We start from the raw sequence: 15,792 nt of genomic DNA, 5'->3' as shown, positions 1-15,792 counted from the left end.
ACTTCCTTTCCGCCAGCGATCGTATTACTTATTTATCTTCTGCCACCTCCACCGGGACGTTTAGGCATGAAAGGGCTCGATTCTCCATTACCGGCAGGAGCTTCGGGCTCAGCACCTTTTTCGGCTTTCTGAGAGATACCTGTCACAATCACATCCCCTAAATTCAATCCATCTTTAACCATGACATGAATACCATCGGAAACGCCTACAGTAATTAATCGGGGTGATAATTTATTCTCCGATTTAAGCCACACTACTTTCTGATTCTTATTCTTTGGATCGGCTTTTATCGGTTGTTCCACAACTAAATCTTTAATCTCTTTCGAAAGGTCGGGATTTGGCATAAACCGCAACGCTTTTGATGGAACTTGCAGAACATCCTTTTCCTCCATTGTATAGATATTCACACTGGCAGTTAAGCCCGGTTTCAATTTCAAATCGGGATTAGGAGCATCTATCACCACTTCGTAAGTTACTACATTAGATGTTGTTGTGGCTTCGAGGCGCACCTGTACTACCTTGCCCTCAAATTCATCATTGGGATAAGCATCTACGGTAAACGATACACGCTGCCCTTCAACAACTCCACCTATATCGGCTTCGTCAACATTGGCAATCACACGCATCTTGGTCAAGTCATTCGCAATCGTGAACAGGGTTGGCGTACTGAATGATGCTGCAACCGTTTGCCCTTCTTCTACCGCTCTCGAGATGACTACTCCGTCTATGGTTGACGATATGGTTGCGTATCCCAGATTAGTCTGAGCCTTAAAGACTGCTGCTTTAGATGAGGTAACGGCATATTTGGCTGTTTCGTAGGTTGTTTGAGCATTCTCCCAATCTACTTTACTGATTGCCTGCTTTTCCCAGAGACCTTTCTGGCGATCGTAGTTTCGTTGCTCATGTTCCAGTTCAACCTTATTTGTCATTAAGTTAGCCTGAGCATTTTCTAATTCCGAATTAAGCAGATTCTTATCCAGTTCGGCTAATATATCGCCTTTTTTCACTACCGAATTAAAATCTACGTATATCTTCGATATTACCCCCGATACTTGTGTACCTACTTCCACTAATTTAATAGGCTCGATAGTTCCTGTTGCTGTTACCGATGTAGATATATCTCCTTGTTCTACTTTTGTCGTATCCAAAATCGTTGAGGACTTTTTGCTTCCGGGTAAGAAGAAATAAAGACCGCAGGCTACAACAATCCCAACCGCTATAATTAGGTATTTCTTTATTTTTTTATTCATTTTTTCTTTCATTAAGGTCTGAGATGAAACATTAAGTAATGTAAAATATTTATTGCTATACTTCATAATTGTAACAGGCTCTATTTGTTACACTTGCCAAAGCAATAAAAAGGTCTGCGACCTTAAATACTGATTTCTTCTCCCTGATAAAAATTAAGCAATTTCAAACTTAACAGGGCTGAATATTTTGCTTGTATAAACTCTTGTAAAGCATTAGCATAATTATTCTTTTCGGTAGTAAGCTCCACTATATTACGTACTCCCAGATTATATTGCTCTGCCACAAGATGATAGCTGAGTTCCGATGATTCCAGTTTATCTTTAGCGGCCACATATTTACTTTGTGCCGAAACGACATCCTGATACAAAGTTTCAATAGTACGCAAGAGTGCTTTTTGTTCATCTAACAGAGCCAGTTCTGCAGTTTTTATATCGAGGCTCGCTTTTTCGACATTCGATTTGTTTTGTCTGTTATCGAATATAGGGATACTCAATGTAAGACCGATATTCTGGTTGAAATTTCGCCCGATCTGAGTAAAGAAAGACGGCGACTGGGTATATGTATCACCTGTTCCTATACTTCCCGAAAGCGATAATGTGGGTAAATATCCGGCTTTGGCAGACACTTTACTTAAGTTAGCTATTTTCACGCCTAATTTTCCGTATTCTATTTCGGGCATAATGTTTAAAGCAATACGATAAATGTCTTCCTTTTGAGGAACCATCTGCATCACATTATCGTCTTTCAGGTCGGGAAACTCTACCCGAAAGTCAACTTCAAGACCTAATTCCAACAACTGTTTTAGTTGAAGCTTGTAATCATCGAATGAGTTTTGAGCCAATACCACATCGTATTTATTTGCACTGTATTGTGCTTCAATCTGTGCATATTCGCTACGTGTAATACTTCCAGCATCCAGAAAATCTTTAGTTTGCTTTAGTTGTACCGTGGTCGATTCGAGTATATTCTCGCTGTTTTTTATTGCCTCACGGGCGTATAGCATCTGCAAATAAGCCTGTGTAATCGAAATTTCAATATTATTTTGTGTTTCGAGCGTATTATACTCTTGTGCCTGTTTCTTTAATTGTGCCTCTTTAATATTGTTCAGATTACGCTTGCCATCAAAAATGGTTAAACTCGTATTCAATGAGTATTGACCAATCAGAGAACCTTTAAATTTATATTGACCATCGTTATTGATAACCTGAGTATTGGAAAACCCATGTGTAGCATTCCCTGTCAGGCTTGGAAAAAGTGCCGCCTTCGATTGTAATTCATCTACGGCATAACTATCCTCTGTAATCTGCGATTTTTGTACCTGAATATTATTTTCACGGGCATAATCTATGCACGATCTCAAAGTCCAGTTATTCTGAGCGACAAGACTATCAACGATAAACAAACCGAAGATTACAGTCAGGACAGTTGTACAATAATATCTTTTCATTGATTATTTCTTATTCATTGTCAAAATCACTGTTCATAGGCATATTGGGAGGTGTTCCCTCTCTATCCGGACGATTGCCACGCCCACCACGGCGTTCACCATCAGGTCTGCTTCTTCTTTCGGGTCTGCTAAATTCGATTTCGTTACGTTTCTCATTGAATATTGCATATTGTTCAACAGAGAGTATCGAGCGGATTTTCTTATTATACTTGGCTTGTTCTTCTTGGATTTTTATATCAATTTTATTAATATTCTTGATGTTTTTCTCGGCATTTTTTGAATTGGGAATACTGTCAACTTCTCTTTGAAGCTGATGTTTTTGACGGTTAAGTTTCATTACACTCATTCGCTCATCGGTCAAAGCCTTAACCAGTTTTTCACGTTGTTGATCTGTCAAGCCCTCAATCTCCGGAAGTTTGGTTATTCCGATCTGGCTGCTTCCTTCACTACGTTGTGAATACTCTCCTCTTGGAGGACGTCCGCCACCGCCGCCGGGTCTGCCTCCTCCCATCGGAGGTTGTGCGGACAAATTCAAACAGACTGCAATAGTTGCTATAGCTAAAAATATCTTTTTCATAATCAGTACTTTTTTTATTATTTACTGATCCAAATATAGAGGTAGCATCAAAGTATAGCAATCATAATCGACAGAGAGGATAATTCTATCGACAAAAAGAAAATCACACCGAAAACCCGAAGTTTTACAGTGTGATGCATATAAAATAATTAATGTAGATGTAAAGAGGCGAGTATATTAGCCGATTTTGGCTTTCACTCGCGATATAATAAGATCCCGGTCTTCGCAACTTAAAACATAATTCTTCTTATTCCTTGTTTTTATGAGAAAAGCCTGATTATAATTACCGACATAGGCTCTGTATTTGCCTATTTCTTTACTCGAAAAATGACCTATATACCCACAAAAACCTCCGCTTCCAAAAAGCCTTATATCAAAAGTGCCACGTTTGTATATTCTGATCGTTTCGATTTCATTGAAATTAATCTTTACCTGAGAAGTTATTTTATTTAAGACGATCTGAGAATCATTCACTTCTAATGAAACAGGTGCTTCAAACAGATTATAAATAAAAATAAACAAGAAAGCGATTCCGACCATTAATAATAGCCAGTCAAATGAGTGTAGCAGCTTGAGGATTATACCAATTTCTACCGCTACTATAATAATAGCAACTAAAAAAGTGATGCATTTTACATATGTACTCCACTGTACATTTAATTTGGTGGTCATAATTTATGTGGCATTATTAGTTTAGACTATTCGTTTTTACAAAGTAACAAATATTTGGTAAATAAGCAAATAATAAAGGATTATACACTAAGTTACCATGCTAAATAAACAATCGGATTGATATAAAAACGAAAAAGCCCTTGTCTCGCGACACGGGCTTCCTACAAACACACTAACTAACACTAACCTAAAAAGGATTTATATCACTTCTTAGTTGAAAATATTTTTTCTTTTATATAATTCTGATTTGTGGCACAAAGTTATATAAAATTTGATTCATTAGGCATAAAGTTACAATAAATTATTTCTAAAGTAGATTTTTTTCTACAAAGACAAACATCTGATCGACGAATAGATCATTTCTCCAGATATAATTTAAATTGTAAAAGAACTCTTTTTGAGATGAATAGATATTCACTACGCTACATAGCTAGAAATCTACACTCATATAACAACAAAGTTATAAAAAGGATTTTCAAAAATATCACGTTTCACGTTATTTAACACAAATATATAAAACTATAAATTTGTAAAGCTGAACTTCATAAAATATTGACCGGAATACAAAAAAGACCTCTTTATTACTGTTATTAAGACAGTACATAGTATAAACATGAAACAGTTCGGATTGTTGTATGAATTTAAATCTTTTAAGATTTATAAAGTTAAATCCACTTGAAACATTAATATTATCGAATTAAAATTCTGTATGACAACAAAATGCCTGCAACTACTTTTGAAAGAGCATTGGTGCGAACTCAGATAAATAAAGTCTCCAGTTTGCCCAAGTGTGTCCTCCTTCACTTTCTCTATACTGATACTTAAACTTCATGCTATCCAGTTTCGATCTGTAATCAACCACATTCTGAAACAAAAAGTCCGTTTTACCAATACCAATCCAATAAAGACTATATCCATTATCCTGCTGAGTTTTCAATTTAGCATCCAAATCTACATACATAGGTGAGGCTGCATTTGCAGGAGGTAGAATAGCAGGAGAAAATAACCCTATATAATCGAAAGTATTCGGATAATTAGCTGAAATATATAATGAATGGAATCCTCCCATCGAAAGACCTGCAATAGCTCTGTTTTGTTTATCTGCTTTTACACGGTAATTACTTTCTACAAACTTAATAACGTCTCCAAAGTTAGCCTCCATGTCGCCACTGAATATGTCAGGCGCTCTCATATCGGGTTTATAAAAGCCTTTAGACGATTCACCGGGTGCAGCAGTATTACTTGTATGCCCGTTAGTCATTACCACAATCATTGGTTTTGCTTTGCCTTGTGCTATCAGATTGTCTAATATCTGCGAAGCACGTCCCAACGCCATCCAAGCCTCTTCGTCACCACCCATACCATGCAACAAATAAAACACAGGGTATTTATCTTTACCGGCTTCATATCCGGCAGGTGTATATATAGTTATACGACGGGGACTATCCAGCTTTGGCGAATCATACCAACAACGTGCAACAGTTCCATGAGGTACATCCTGCACTTTATAAAGGTCACCTAAACCTCCTTCGATCAAAAATATATTCATCACTGTAGCTACATCGCGAACCTGATATACATTATTAGGATCAAGTACTTTCAAACCATCTACAATAAAGGTATAGCTATAAAGATCAGAGGGTAATACTTGTGTAGTAAAACTCCATACACCGGTTTCGTCTTTCTGCAAATCCTGCAATTTGGTAATCCATCCTTCGCTTGGCATCCAATCACCTTGCAGTTTTACCTCTTTGGCATTAGGTGCCATTAATCGGAATGTAACCGTATTATCGGAATTGATTTGAGGAGAAATAATCTCTACTTTTTTCGAGAAATCGAGATTCTGCTGAGCAAGTAACCCTGTACTTATCAAGCAAATAGTGAGTATAAAAAGTATTCGTTTCATGTTATTATTTTAAAGGATTCATTTTTCCAAATGTAGTTTTTATTTTTGATAGATATACTTTTAGGAAGAGTAAAATTGACGCAACTGTAAAAGATGTAATACAAAAGCAATCAGGCAAACTTTTTAGTTTAATTTTGTAACATAACAATACAACATCGTATACCGACATGCTAAGAAAAAGTCTGATAATGGATCATCTGAGAGTATTACCCATCGAATACTCTCAATCAAAAGAAGAGGGTAAAAATATGCAGGGTTATCAGCAACGCATAGATCAGATTATACAATCGGATGCTTCTGAGTTACAGAAAGAGGAATTAGCAGGAAATTTACTTGACCAGATGTACAATTTACCTATAGAAGAATCTTTTCCTTATAAAGAACCATCTACTTTAGAGGAAATAAAAGCGCTCCGTCCTGCTTTTGAATATAAAAAGGATTATGAAAACATTTCATCGGACAAATTATTTGATAAAATCTATGGGGCATGGCTAGGCAGATGTGCGGGTTGTTTGTTGGGTCAGCCAATCGAAGGATGGAAGCTGTCACAGATAAAAGAGTTATTCAAAGACACAAACAATTATCCATTAACAGATTACATCTCTTCGGATATAAAGGATAGCATCAAAGAAAAGCACGGTATTGCAGACCAATATTACTTGTTTGGAAATAAGCCGATCACCATAAACTGGATCAATAATATAAACCGAATGCCCGAAGATGACGATATAAACTATACCATCGCTTCGCTCAATATTATTGAAACTTACGGTTACGATTTCAACTCTGACGATGTTGCTGAAAGCTGGCTTTTGAATATACCTCTGCTTCATACTTATACCGCCGAACGTATCGCGTATCGCAATCTATCTTTGTATAAGTTTCCACCACTATCGGCAATCTACAGGAACCCTTATCGGGAATGGATCGGGGCACAGATCAGAGGCGATTTCTGGGGATATATTAATTCCGGAAATATCGAAATGGCAGCAGAAATGGCATTTAGAGATGCATCGGTATCGCATGTAAAGAATGGTATATATGGCGAAATGTTTATTTCTGCCCTGATAGCTGCTGCTATGACATCGGACGATATTGAATATATAATAAACTGCGGATTATCTCAAACTCCTGCAAATTGTCGCTTAGCAAAACATATTAATTTAGTCATAACCAATAAAAAGAGTGGATGGGATGAAGAGCAGGTTATTGTCCATATTCATACTTTATTCGATGAAAAGCAGATTCATCATTGGTGTCACACTATACCCAATGCTATGATTGTATGCTTTGCCTTACTCTATGGAAACAAAGATTTCGAAAAGACCTTAGCTTTAGCTATTATGTCGGCTTTCGATACTGATTGTAATGCTGCCACCGTTGGTTCTATCATCGGGCTTATAAACGGGGCTTCGCAAATACCTCAGAAGTGGATAGCTCCGCTAAATGATACTGTTTGCTCAGGTGTAAGGGGTTTTGAAGAAGTTTCTATCTCATCATTAGCTCAACGCACGGTAGATGTTATTCTAAAGAAATAGAAAAGAATACTTTAGTTGATAAATAGATTCTGAATAATAAAATTGCAAATCATTTTTTCTTTGAAATTCAGAATAATTCTCGTTTTATTCCATATTTTTGCACACGTTTTGGTGGCACAATTCCATATCTACGGAAAAGTGCTGAAAAGGGAATCAGGTGTAAATCCTGAACAGACCCGCTGCTGTAAGCTCCGCCAAACAATCTTTGGATAATACTGATCCACTGTCACAAACAGTGAACAGCAAACAGTAAACAGTGAACAACAACTTTGTTGATAACTGAAAACTGATAGCTGCTAACTGAAAAGATGGGAAGGAGTTCCAAAGATGGAGTAAGTCAGAAGACCTGCCAAATATGTATATAGTTTAAAGCTCGTGGTTAAGGCTTAAGAACATTCATATTCAAAATATGCTTGGCATATGGCGACTTCATGTTTCGTATCCTCTTAATTCTGAGTATTGTATAATCGAATAAAAGAATAAAAGAGAAATGTCTCCAATTGCATTTGTATCATTAGGACCGGGCGAAGCTGATTTGATTACTCTCAAAGGATTAAAGGCTCTACAGGCTGCCGACTGCATTTTTTATCCTGCCACTATTGTCAAAGAAGACGCTATATCGTCGAGAGCTTTGGAAATTATGAGAGAGTTGAATATCGACAGCAAAAAGACAATTCCCTTTCATGTGCCTATGAGTAAAGACAGATCTCTGGCAATAGCTGCATACAACAAAGTAGCACAAGAAGCAGAACAACAATACCATAAAGGATTGAAGGTAGCGATTGTAGCCGAAGGCGATGCAGGTTTCTATTCGTCTATTCATTATATATTTGATACACTTACCAGTCTAAGCATTCCTGTGGAACGTATTGCAGGCATTCCGGCATTTATTGCCAGTGGAGCTTTAGCCGGTATACATATCGTAAAACAGGAGGAAGAACTGAATGTAATTCCGGGAATAATAGCTGCTAAAAACCTCATTCACAAGATAGAATCAGGTAAGGTGGCCGTTATCATGAAAGTTTCGCAATGTCAGGATGCCATAAAGGAGTGTATTGCTACAATTCCAACAGCAACATTTCATTACTTCGAAAATGTGGGTGTCAAAAACAAAGAATATTATACTTGCGATACTCAAGAAATAATTGACCGCAAATTCCCTTACTTTTCCTTAATGATAATCCATCAATAAAATGAAAAATTCGATAATAATTTATTTTGCTGCATTTACTTGTTTTTTTTTCTCAGCCTGTAAAAACAACCAACAGGCTGATAATCAAAGAACGCTATTTACTGCCGGCTCTGCCGATTCGGTTCATGTTGATGTGAAATATGCACAAGGCTTTAATGTCTCGTATCACGACAATTACAGGTTGGTTGATATTCAAGACCCTCAACACGAAAACGAAACAGTATATCACTATGCACTTGTCAATCGAGGACAAAGACACGAAGGTATACCCAAAGATTATATTGTTATAGAAGTTCCCGTTCAGAAAGTAGTTTGTATGACTACACTTCAACTATCGAACTTCATAAAACTAAATGCTATTGATAAAGTAGTGGGTATGACAAGCACACATTATCTGTTCAACCAACAGATGAAAGACCGTATCAAAAACGGACAGGCAAGTCAGATTGGCATCGAAGGTAACTTTGACAATGAGGTGGTTATGGCACTCGATCCGGATATTATATTGGTATCACCCTTCAAACGTGGAGGATATGAATCAATTAAAGATTTGAATATTCCGTTAGTTACTTTTCTGGGGTACAAAGAGACTACTGCTTTAGGGCAAGCCGAATGGATTAAATTTACGGCCATGCTTCTGGGCATCGAACAACAAGCAAACCAACAGTTTGCTGAAATAGAGAAGAAATATCAAGACCTAATTACCCTGGCTTCAAAAGCTGATAAAAAGCCGATTGTATTGAGTGGCGAAATGCGTTCGGGCAATTGGTATGTAGTAGGTGGAAAGAGTTTTCTGGCACAACAATTCCGTGATGCGGGAGCTGAATATTTTCTGAAAGACAATATTGAAACCGGCGGCATAAATATGGATTTCGAATCGGTATATTCTAAAGGAGCCAATGCAGACTACTGGCGAATGCTGGTAAGTCACGATGGCGATTATTCGTACGAAGCCATGAAACAGAGCGATGCACGTTATGCCGATTTCAAAGCCTTTAAAGAAAAAAAGGTGGTGTGCTGCAATCTTCGTCAGAAACCGTTTTATGAAAAAGCCCCTGTTGAACCCGAAGTTGTTTTGGCTGACTTAATCAAAGCGTTTCATCCCGAATTACTACCCGATCACAAGCCTGTATATTATGAACTATTGAAATGAGCAAAAAACATTTTACATCATTTACAATCATATTGGTTTCTATTATGGCATTCTTTTTCTTGAATCTCATTTTAGGAACTATATCAATACCCTTGCGCTCCATTTGGAATATCATATTGAATACTGGAGAAGAATCTCTTATCTGGCAAAACATTATTTGGAAATCGCGATTTCCACAAACAATAACTGCCTTATTTGCAGGAGCAGGTTTAGCTATCAGCGGATTGCAAATGCAAACAGTTTTTAGGAATCCATTGGCAGGACCTTCCGAATTGGGTATCAGCTCCGGGGCCAGCCTAGGTGTTGCCCTTATGATACTACTTTCGGGAAGTTTAGGCGGCATTGCTCTCAGCAAAGTCGGATTTTTTGGAGAAGTGGCTATCTCATTTGCTGCCATTGTAGGAGCATTTGTAGTGATGGGGATTATCATAGCTATATCGCAACGCATAAGAGGCAATGTTATTCTCCTTATTATAGGCGTTATGATAGGTTATATTGCCAATGCAATAATAGGTGTACTTAAATTTTTCAGTAACGATGAAGATGTACGAGCATATGTTATCTGGGGATTAGGAAGTTTCTCAAAAGTATCGGGCGACCAGGTTTATACATTCGCCGGTATTATGTTAGTGCTTATACCTCTGTCTTTCTTGTTGATTAAAACACTAAACCTTATGTTATTGGGCGAAAGTTACGCTCGCAATTTAGGGTTGAATATCAAACGATCAAGATTATACGTAATTACTTGTTCATGTGTACTTACGGCAATTATCACAGCATATTGTGGTCCGATTGTATTTTTGGGATTGGCTGTTCCTCATTTGTGCAGAACCATATTTCAAACATCCGATCACCGTATACTTATGCCTGCCGTAACATTGGCAGGAGCTTCATTGTCGCTATTTTGCAATTTGATTGCTCGTATGCCGGGTATGGAAGGTGCATTGCCGATCAATTCGGTAACGGCACTTATTGGGGCACCTATTGTGATTTCGGTTTTATTTGGAAAAAGAAAGAATGAAATTAGTGAATAAGTCTGTTATTTTCCTAACGCACCCTATCGGGTTTGTTTTTCATTTTGCCTTGATGCAAAACGAAACAAAAGATCAAGACTGTGCCTTTTGCCCGACCCGCATCGGACTCGAAAGCTAAAACAAAAGAAAACGTTCGAGACTGATATCCTTTTGTTTCTTCACGCTTTCATCCTCCTACGGGTACCCTGTGCAATCGACAAGGTCGGTCGCTTGACGGACGATATCCCAATTACATGCGTCAGCCTCAGTGCCGTGAGTGGTGCAGCCGTTGTCAGACCAGTGAGGTGAGCGTAAAACTAAACGTGCCGATAGGCAATAGGTTTAGTTTAGCTCGCAAACGTAGTCGGACAGGCGAACCACGGGGCACAAAGCCTTTTTGATTCCTTTTGCGGCTTTGGGCAAAAGGGATACAAGCAATCTTTGATTGCGCGTAGTAAAAAAGAGAAATATAAATTGGCATGAATAAACAAAAAACCATAGAATTAAAAAAACTATCCATCGGTTACCTTACGAAAAATAACCGAAAGACAGTTGCATCAGATATCAATGCAGATATATTCAGTGGCGAACTGACCTGTTTACTAGGAGCAAATGGTATCGGAAAATCAACCTTACTCCGCACATTGTCGGCTTTCCAACCCAAACTGGACGGAAAAATAAATATTCAGGGAAAGGAAATTGAAACCTATTCCGAGAAACAACTATCTACACTAATAGGCGTAGTACTTACCGAAAAGTGCGATATAAAAAACATGTCGGCTCGAGAATTAATCGGACTTGGCAGAAGCCCCTATACAGGTTTTTGGGGAACACTTAACAACACAGATAAAGCAATAGTAGATAATGCCATATCTATGGTAAAAATAGAAGATCTCGCATCGCGAATGGTGCATACTTTGAGTGACGGTGAACGCCAAAAAGTGATGATTGCAAAAGCGTTGGCACAAGAAACACCTATTATATTTCTGGACGAACCAACCGCATTTCTCGATTTTCCGAGTAAAGTAGAAATTATGCAACTCCTTCACCGACTATCCCGACAAACAAATAAAACTATATTCTTATCGACTCACGATTTAGAACTGGCACTTCAGATAGCTGATAAAATCTGGTTAATAGACAAGCAATCAGGCATCAATATCGGTACTCCTGAAGATCTTTCTCTAAACGGACATCTTACCTCATTCTTTGCCCGAAAAGGAATTATATTTGATGAAGAAACAGGTTTATTCCGGATTGAAAATACTTATACCAAACAGATTAAATTGATAGGGCATGGCCAAATGTACTCAATGGTTCGCAAAGCTTTGCTTCGCAACGGAATATTGGCGACCCGAAACATAGAATCAACCGATTATATTGAAGTTAGCAACGACACTAAAGAGATTAGAATATTTCAATCGGCTCAAAAAGCCACCTCAGTTTATAGCATAGCAACATTACTTGATACTCTAAAATTATGATACTTATATTAGGGGGAACAACCGAAGGACGACATGCTGTAACCGTATGTGATGAAGCATCAAAGTCATATTATTATTCAACTAAAGGAGAATCGCAAGAGATTGTTTGTGCAAATGGCATTCGCCTGACAGGGGCGCTTGATGAAGATGCAATGGAAACTATCTGCTTAGAAAAAAACATACGTCTTTTAGTAGATGCAGCCCATCCGTTTGCAGTTGTTCTCCATCAAACCATTGCCAAAGTATCCGAGAAATTAAATATTCCTGTTGTTCGTTACGAGAGAAGCTACGCCGAACACGACGAAGATATCATTTGGTGCGATTCGTATGAGGATGCGATAAACTACCTCGAAAGACATAATATAGATAACCTTCTGGCATTAACAGGAGTAAATACCATTGTGAAATTAAAATCGTACTGGCAATCACATAATTGTTGGTTTAGAATATTGGATCGCGAAGAATCGAGAGTATTGGTTGATGAAGCTAAATTTCCATTCGAAAAGATTATATATTATCAGCAAGGAGAAGACGACACTCCCCTATTCGAAAAACTGAAACCAGAGGCTATAATAACTAAAGAGAGTGGCGAATCGGGGGGATTCAACGAAAAAGTTGCAGCTGCCCGACAATTAAATATTCCTCTATTGGCTGTAAAACGCCCACCTCTATCTCCTCATTTTATACCCGTGCATGGAGAAAACGGTTTACGAAAAATGATTGAAAAACTTATCCCCGACTTTTTCGAATTACGAACAGGATATACTACCGGAACTTGTGCCACAGCAGCCACTAAAGCCGCTCTCACCACTTTACTTGCAGGTGAACCTTTAGATGAGATAAGCATAACCTTACCTAGCGGCGAATGGATATACATACCTATTGCAGCAACGAATTGGGGTGATAATGAAGTAACTTGTACCGTAATTAAAGATGCAGGAGACGATCCGGATGTAACTAACAAACAGGAAATAACATCAACTGTACGATTAAATCAGGCAGAAAGAGGCGTACATTTCTTACAGGGAAAAGGTGTCGGAATAGTAACCCTGCCCGGTTTAGGGTTGGAAATCGGAGGCCCTGCCATCAATGCTACTCCACGAAAAATGATAAAACGAGAAGTATTTAAAGTACTTCGCCACAATCAATATAAACTCCCCAATCAAAGTATACGCATCGGTTTAGATGTCACAATTTCGGTACCTAATGGCGAAGAAATAGCCAAACGTACATTTAATCCTAAATTAGGAATCATCGGAGGAATATCTATTATCGGTACCTCAGGGGTAGTAAAGCCCTTTTCTTCGGATGCTTTCATACGATCTATTCGCAGAGAAATGGGAATAACAAAAGCACTGTATTGCGAACGTGTAGTCATCAATTCGGGAGCAAAGAGCGAAAAATTCGTGAAGCAGATATACCCAGAATTACCCAGTCAGGCATTTATTCACTACGGTAACTTTATTGGTGAAACTATTAAGATTGCTGCCGATTTGGGCTTCAAGCACGTAACAATGGGCATTATGCTCGGCAAAGCTGTTAAGCTAGCCGAGGGTTCACTGGATACGCACAGCAAAAAAGTGGTAATGAATAAAGAGTTTCTTTCAGATTTAGCCAGACAGAGCAGTTGTTCTGATTCTACTATCGGAGCAATCCAAGGTATCACTTTAGCACGTCAATTATGGGAAGTTATTCCCGAAGCTAAATTCTTCTCACTCATTATACAAAAGTGTCACGAAGTGTGTGCCCCACTTTTACCCGATGGAGAATTAACCGTTTTTCTGATTGATGAAGAAGGTAAAATTATAAAGTAACAACAGAAAAATATATCAGAAACGGAAATCTTAATTTCAAGACCAACTTCTTCGTTTCATCTTGTTTAAAACCGCCATAACACGCTTATCTTTTTTCGAATAATTTTCGACAAGAATAAAGAGTGATCGTTTATAAACGTCACGCACATTACAAGGGTCAATACTTCGCCACAGAAAATCTAATTTTCGGTCAAGCCCTTGTTCGTTCACCCTGTTGTCAACCTTTTCATTCGAAAGATTTTCTAATCTGCGTATATACCAGATCATTTCCCTGACAGCTCTTTCGTGCTCATTTTTCAGACCGATCGGATTAATCATATCTTCGATAGTCAGATAAAGAACTTCGATTTTAGTAGTATCGTCCTTTATCCACCCTTTAGCTGTAATAGGAAGTTTCCCTATTGACGTCCTTTTCTCTCTTTTCTTTTTGGATTTTCTATCTATGACTCCCGCCTTTCTCAACGGCAAAGAGGCTTTTGTTATATTAGGGCGAATATAAGGAGGAGCAGGTGGCTTGCTTTGCTTTCTAGACCGAAAATTCAAATAAACTGTCAAATAATGGGATAGTAAAAAGAAAGCGAGTCCAATACCTAAAGCAATAAATATAAATTTCCATGTTCGATTATGCTCTCGCTGGGCTTCATCTTGTACTAACCTGATTCCTTCCCTATTTTCTTCTTGTTTTTTCAGACTTTCTTCTATCAGCTTGTCTCGTTCTGACTCATTCTTTACCTCCATAACAGCCGGTAATTCCGAGATTATCTCTTGTTCCTTGTTAAGCCATTCTCTATATGCCGCCATATAGTTCTTCACATTCTTTGTTTCTTTGCTTGTATGACCTAGAAACGATGTCAGCCGTAATAATTTCTCATCATCTGTAGGTATTCCGTAATCGTCCCAAATCTTTATCAAAGAAAAGTCTGTATTCTTATTTACAGGGGTAATCTTATGAAGAACATCGGCTCCTTTATTAATATGATTAACAATCAAATAAGCCCCTGTTTCATCTGACACCTTAGCTCCCTTACTTAATAAGTAACGAACCATTTTAATATTCCCATCTAGAGAAGCTTTAGCTACAGTACTACTTATCTCCTTATTCTTAATATTTAATTTTGCTCCTGCATCTATCAAAAAATCGACCATAGAAGTATCTTTTGAAGCAATCCCATAATCTAGGACTGAACGACCTTTTAGCAACAACATTGCTACTGCATTTTTATTACTATTCTGTTTTGCTTTTTGATTAATGTGATAATTGGGATCGGCTCCTTTTTTTATTAACAGCCTTGCCAGCTCTTTATTATTATTAATGACTGCAAACATTAATAAACTCCGACCATATGCATCCGTTATATTGACATCTATTTCGTCTGTCAACTTCTGTTTCACTTCTGTCATACGATTTTGGGAAACAGCCTCCAACAACTCTTTATCGAGAAGTGTAGATGCCTCTTTTTGTGCCGATAAATGAATCGACAAAAAGCAAAATAAAAATAATATATATCGTTTCAGAGATAAATGATCGCCAGACATAGTAATTGGAAATGCTAGAAGGTAATATAAAGTAGTAATGCGAATCAGTAGTTGAACTTTTCCGCTGATTTGTTTAGTTAAAATGTTTATAATCAATAAAACAAGCGATTGATTATTTGCTCAATCTCTTGAAAATCATTAACTTAAAAGAATAATCCCCATTATTTTTCAGTTATGATTCCCAAGAAGAAAGAGCTTAAACTGATAAA

12 protein-coding genes and 1 riboswitch are annotated in these 15,792 nt (G+C 37.7%); of the genes, 6 read left to right on the top strand and 6 right to left on the bottom strand.

Annotation, left to right across the window (positions count from 1 at the left end):
- Positions 1 to 32: 32 nt before the first annotated feature.
- The 5 genes from CLV62_RS19625 to CLV62_RS19605 form a co-directional block, all read right to left on the bottom strand.
- Positions 33 to 1,250 (bottom strand): efflux RND transporter periplasmic adaptor subunit, encoded by a 1,218-nt coding sequence (locus CLV62_RS19625; RefSeq protein WP_110312489.1) that lies wholly within the window; start codon positions 1,248 to 1,250, stop codon positions 33 to 35.
- A 122-nt stretch (positions 1,251 to 1,372) separates the two neighbouring features.
- Entirely contained in the window at positions 1,373 to 2,698 is a 1,326-nt protein-coding gene (locus tag CLV62_RS19620) for a TolC family protein (RefSeq protein WP_110312475.1), read from the bottom strand.
- A gap of 10 nt (positions 2,699 to 2,708) precedes the next feature.
- Positions 2,709 to 3,275: a hypothetical protein gene (locus tag CLV62_RS19615; protein WP_110312474.1), complete on the bottom strand. Its 567-nt coding sequence runs from the start codon at positions 3,273 to 3,275 to the stop codon at positions 2,709 to 2,711.
- 177 nt (positions 3,276 to 3,452) lie between these two features.
- Positions 3,453 to 3,947 carry a PH domain-containing protein gene (locus CLV62_RS19610; RefSeq protein ID WP_110312473.1) on the bottom strand — a complete coding sequence of 165 codons (495 nt, stop codon included), beginning with the start codon at positions 3,945 to 3,947 and terminating at the stop codon, positions 3,453 to 3,455.
- A gap of 730 nt (positions 3,948 to 4,677) precedes the next feature.
- On the bottom strand, positions 4,678 to 5,853 hold the full coding sequence (locus tag CLV62_RS19605; protein ID WP_110312472.1) for an esterase: 1,176 nt from the start codon (positions 5,851 to 5,853) through the stop codon (positions 4,678 to 4,680).
- Between the two features lie 188 nt (positions 5,854 to 6,041).
- Here CLV62_RS19605 and CLV62_RS19600 point away from each other — a divergent pair, with 188 nt between their 5' ends.
- The 6 genes from CLV62_RS19600 to cbiD all read left to right on the top strand — a co-directional run bounded on the left by CLV62_RS19600 (position 6,042) and on the right by cbiD (position 14,047).
- Positions 6,042 to 7,391, top strand: coding sequence for an ADP-ribosylglycohydrolase family protein (locus CLV62_RS19600; protein ID WP_221409262.1), 1,350 nt, complete (start codon positions 6,042 to 6,044; stop codon positions 7,389 to 7,391).
- Positions 7,392 to 7,484: 93 nt separating this feature from the next.
- Positions 7,485 to 7,759: riboswitch (cobalamin riboswitch) on the top strand.
- A gap of 122 nt (positions 7,760 to 7,881) precedes the next feature.
- Positions 7,882 to 8,583 (top strand): precorrin-2 C(20)-methyltransferase, encoded by a 702-nt coding sequence (locus tag CLV62_RS19595; protein WP_110312470.1) that lies wholly within the window; start codon positions 7,882 to 7,884, stop codon positions 8,581 to 8,583.
- 1 nt (position 8,584) lies between these two features.
- Entirely contained in the window at positions 8,585 to 9,736 is a 1,152-nt protein-coding gene (locus tag CLV62_RS19590) for an ABC transporter substrate-binding protein (protein WP_110312469.1), read from the top strand.
- A complete protein-coding gene (locus CLV62_RS19585; RefSeq protein WP_110312468.1) occupies positions 9,733 to 10,770 on the top strand; it encodes an iron ABC transporter permease in 1,038 nt (345 codons plus the stop codon). The genes CLV62_RS19590 and CLV62_RS19585 overlap by 4 nt, the downstream gene beginning before the upstream one ends.
- 458 nt (positions 10,771 to 11,228) lie before the next feature.
- On the top strand, positions 11,229 to 12,233 hold the full coding sequence (locus CLV62_RS19580) for an ABC transporter ATP-binding protein (protein WP_110312467.1): 1,005 nt from the start codon (positions 11,229 to 11,231) through the stop codon (positions 12,231 to 12,233).
- Positions 12,230 to 14,047 (top strand): cobalt-precorrin-5B (C(1))-methyltransferase CbiD, encoded by a 1,818-nt coding sequence (gene cbiD / locus CLV62_RS19575; protein ID WP_110312466.1) that lies wholly within the window; start codon positions 12,230 to 12,232, stop codon positions 14,045 to 14,047. Before CLV62_RS19580 ends, cbiD begins: the two co-directional genes overlap by 4 nt.
- 36 nt (positions 14,048 to 14,083) lie before the next feature.
- On the opposite strand, the gene CLV62_RS19570 is transcribed toward cbiD, so the two are convergent.
- Positions 14,084 to 15,529, bottom strand: coding sequence for an ankyrin repeat domain-containing protein (locus CLV62_RS19570; protein ID WP_170120111.1), 1,446 nt, complete (start codon positions 15,527 to 15,529; stop codon positions 14,084 to 14,086).
- Positions 15,530 to 15,792 lie beyond the last annotated feature (263 nt).

This window comes from Indolivaga alginatilytica (assembly GCF_003201355.1).
Taxonomy (GTDB): domain Bacteria; phylum Bacteroidota; class Bacteroidia; order Bacteroidales; family Dysgonomonadaceae; genus Dysgonomonas_A; species Dysgonomonas_A alginatilytica.
Note: the sequence above shows the minus strand (reverse complement) of the source record. Positions and strands in the feature narration are given on the sequence as shown.

Excerpts from the sequence above, each read along its gene's own strand:
- CLV62_RS19625 (WP_110312489.1), bottom strand. The coding sequence starts at position 1,250 with ATGAATAAAAAAATAAAGAAATACCTAATTATAGCGGTTGGGATTGTT.
- CLV62_RS19620 (WP_110312475.1), bottom strand. The coding sequence starts at position 2,698 with ATGAAAAGATATTATTGTACAACTGTCCTGACTGTAATCTTCGGTTTG.
- CLV62_RS19615 (WP_110312474.1), bottom strand. The coding sequence starts at position 3,275 with ATGAAAAAGATATTTTTAGCTATAGCAACTATTGCAGTCTGTTTGAAT.
- CLV62_RS19610 (WP_110312473.1), bottom strand. The coding sequence starts at position 3,947 with ATGACCACCAAATTAAATGTACAGTGGAGTACATATGTAAAATGCATC.
- CLV62_RS19605 (WP_110312472.1), bottom strand. The coding sequence starts at position 5,853 with ATGAAACGAATACTTTTTATACTCACTATTTGCTTGATAAGTACAGGG.
- CLV62_RS19600 (WP_221409262.1), top strand. The coding sequence starts at position 6,042 with ATGGATCATCTGAGAGTATTACCCATCGAATACTCTCAATCAAAAGAA.
- CLV62_RS19595 (WP_110312470.1), top strand. The coding sequence starts at position 7,882 with ATGTCTCCAATTGCATTTGTATCATTAGGACCGGGCGAAGCTGATTTG.
- CLV62_RS19590 (WP_110312469.1), top strand. The coding sequence starts at position 8,585 with ATGAAAAATTCGATAATAATTTATTTTGCTGCATTTACTTGTTTTTTT.
- CLV62_RS19585 (WP_110312468.1), top strand. The coding sequence starts at position 9,733 with ATGAGCAAAAAACATTTTACATCATTTACAATCATATTGGTTTCTATT.
- CLV62_RS19580 (WP_110312467.1), top strand. The coding sequence starts at position 11,229 with ATGAATAAACAAAAAACCATAGAATTAAAAAAACTATCCATCGGTTAC.
- cbiD (WP_110312466.1), top strand. The coding sequence starts at position 12,230 with ATGATACTTATATTAGGGGGAACAACCGAAGGACGACATGCTGTAACC.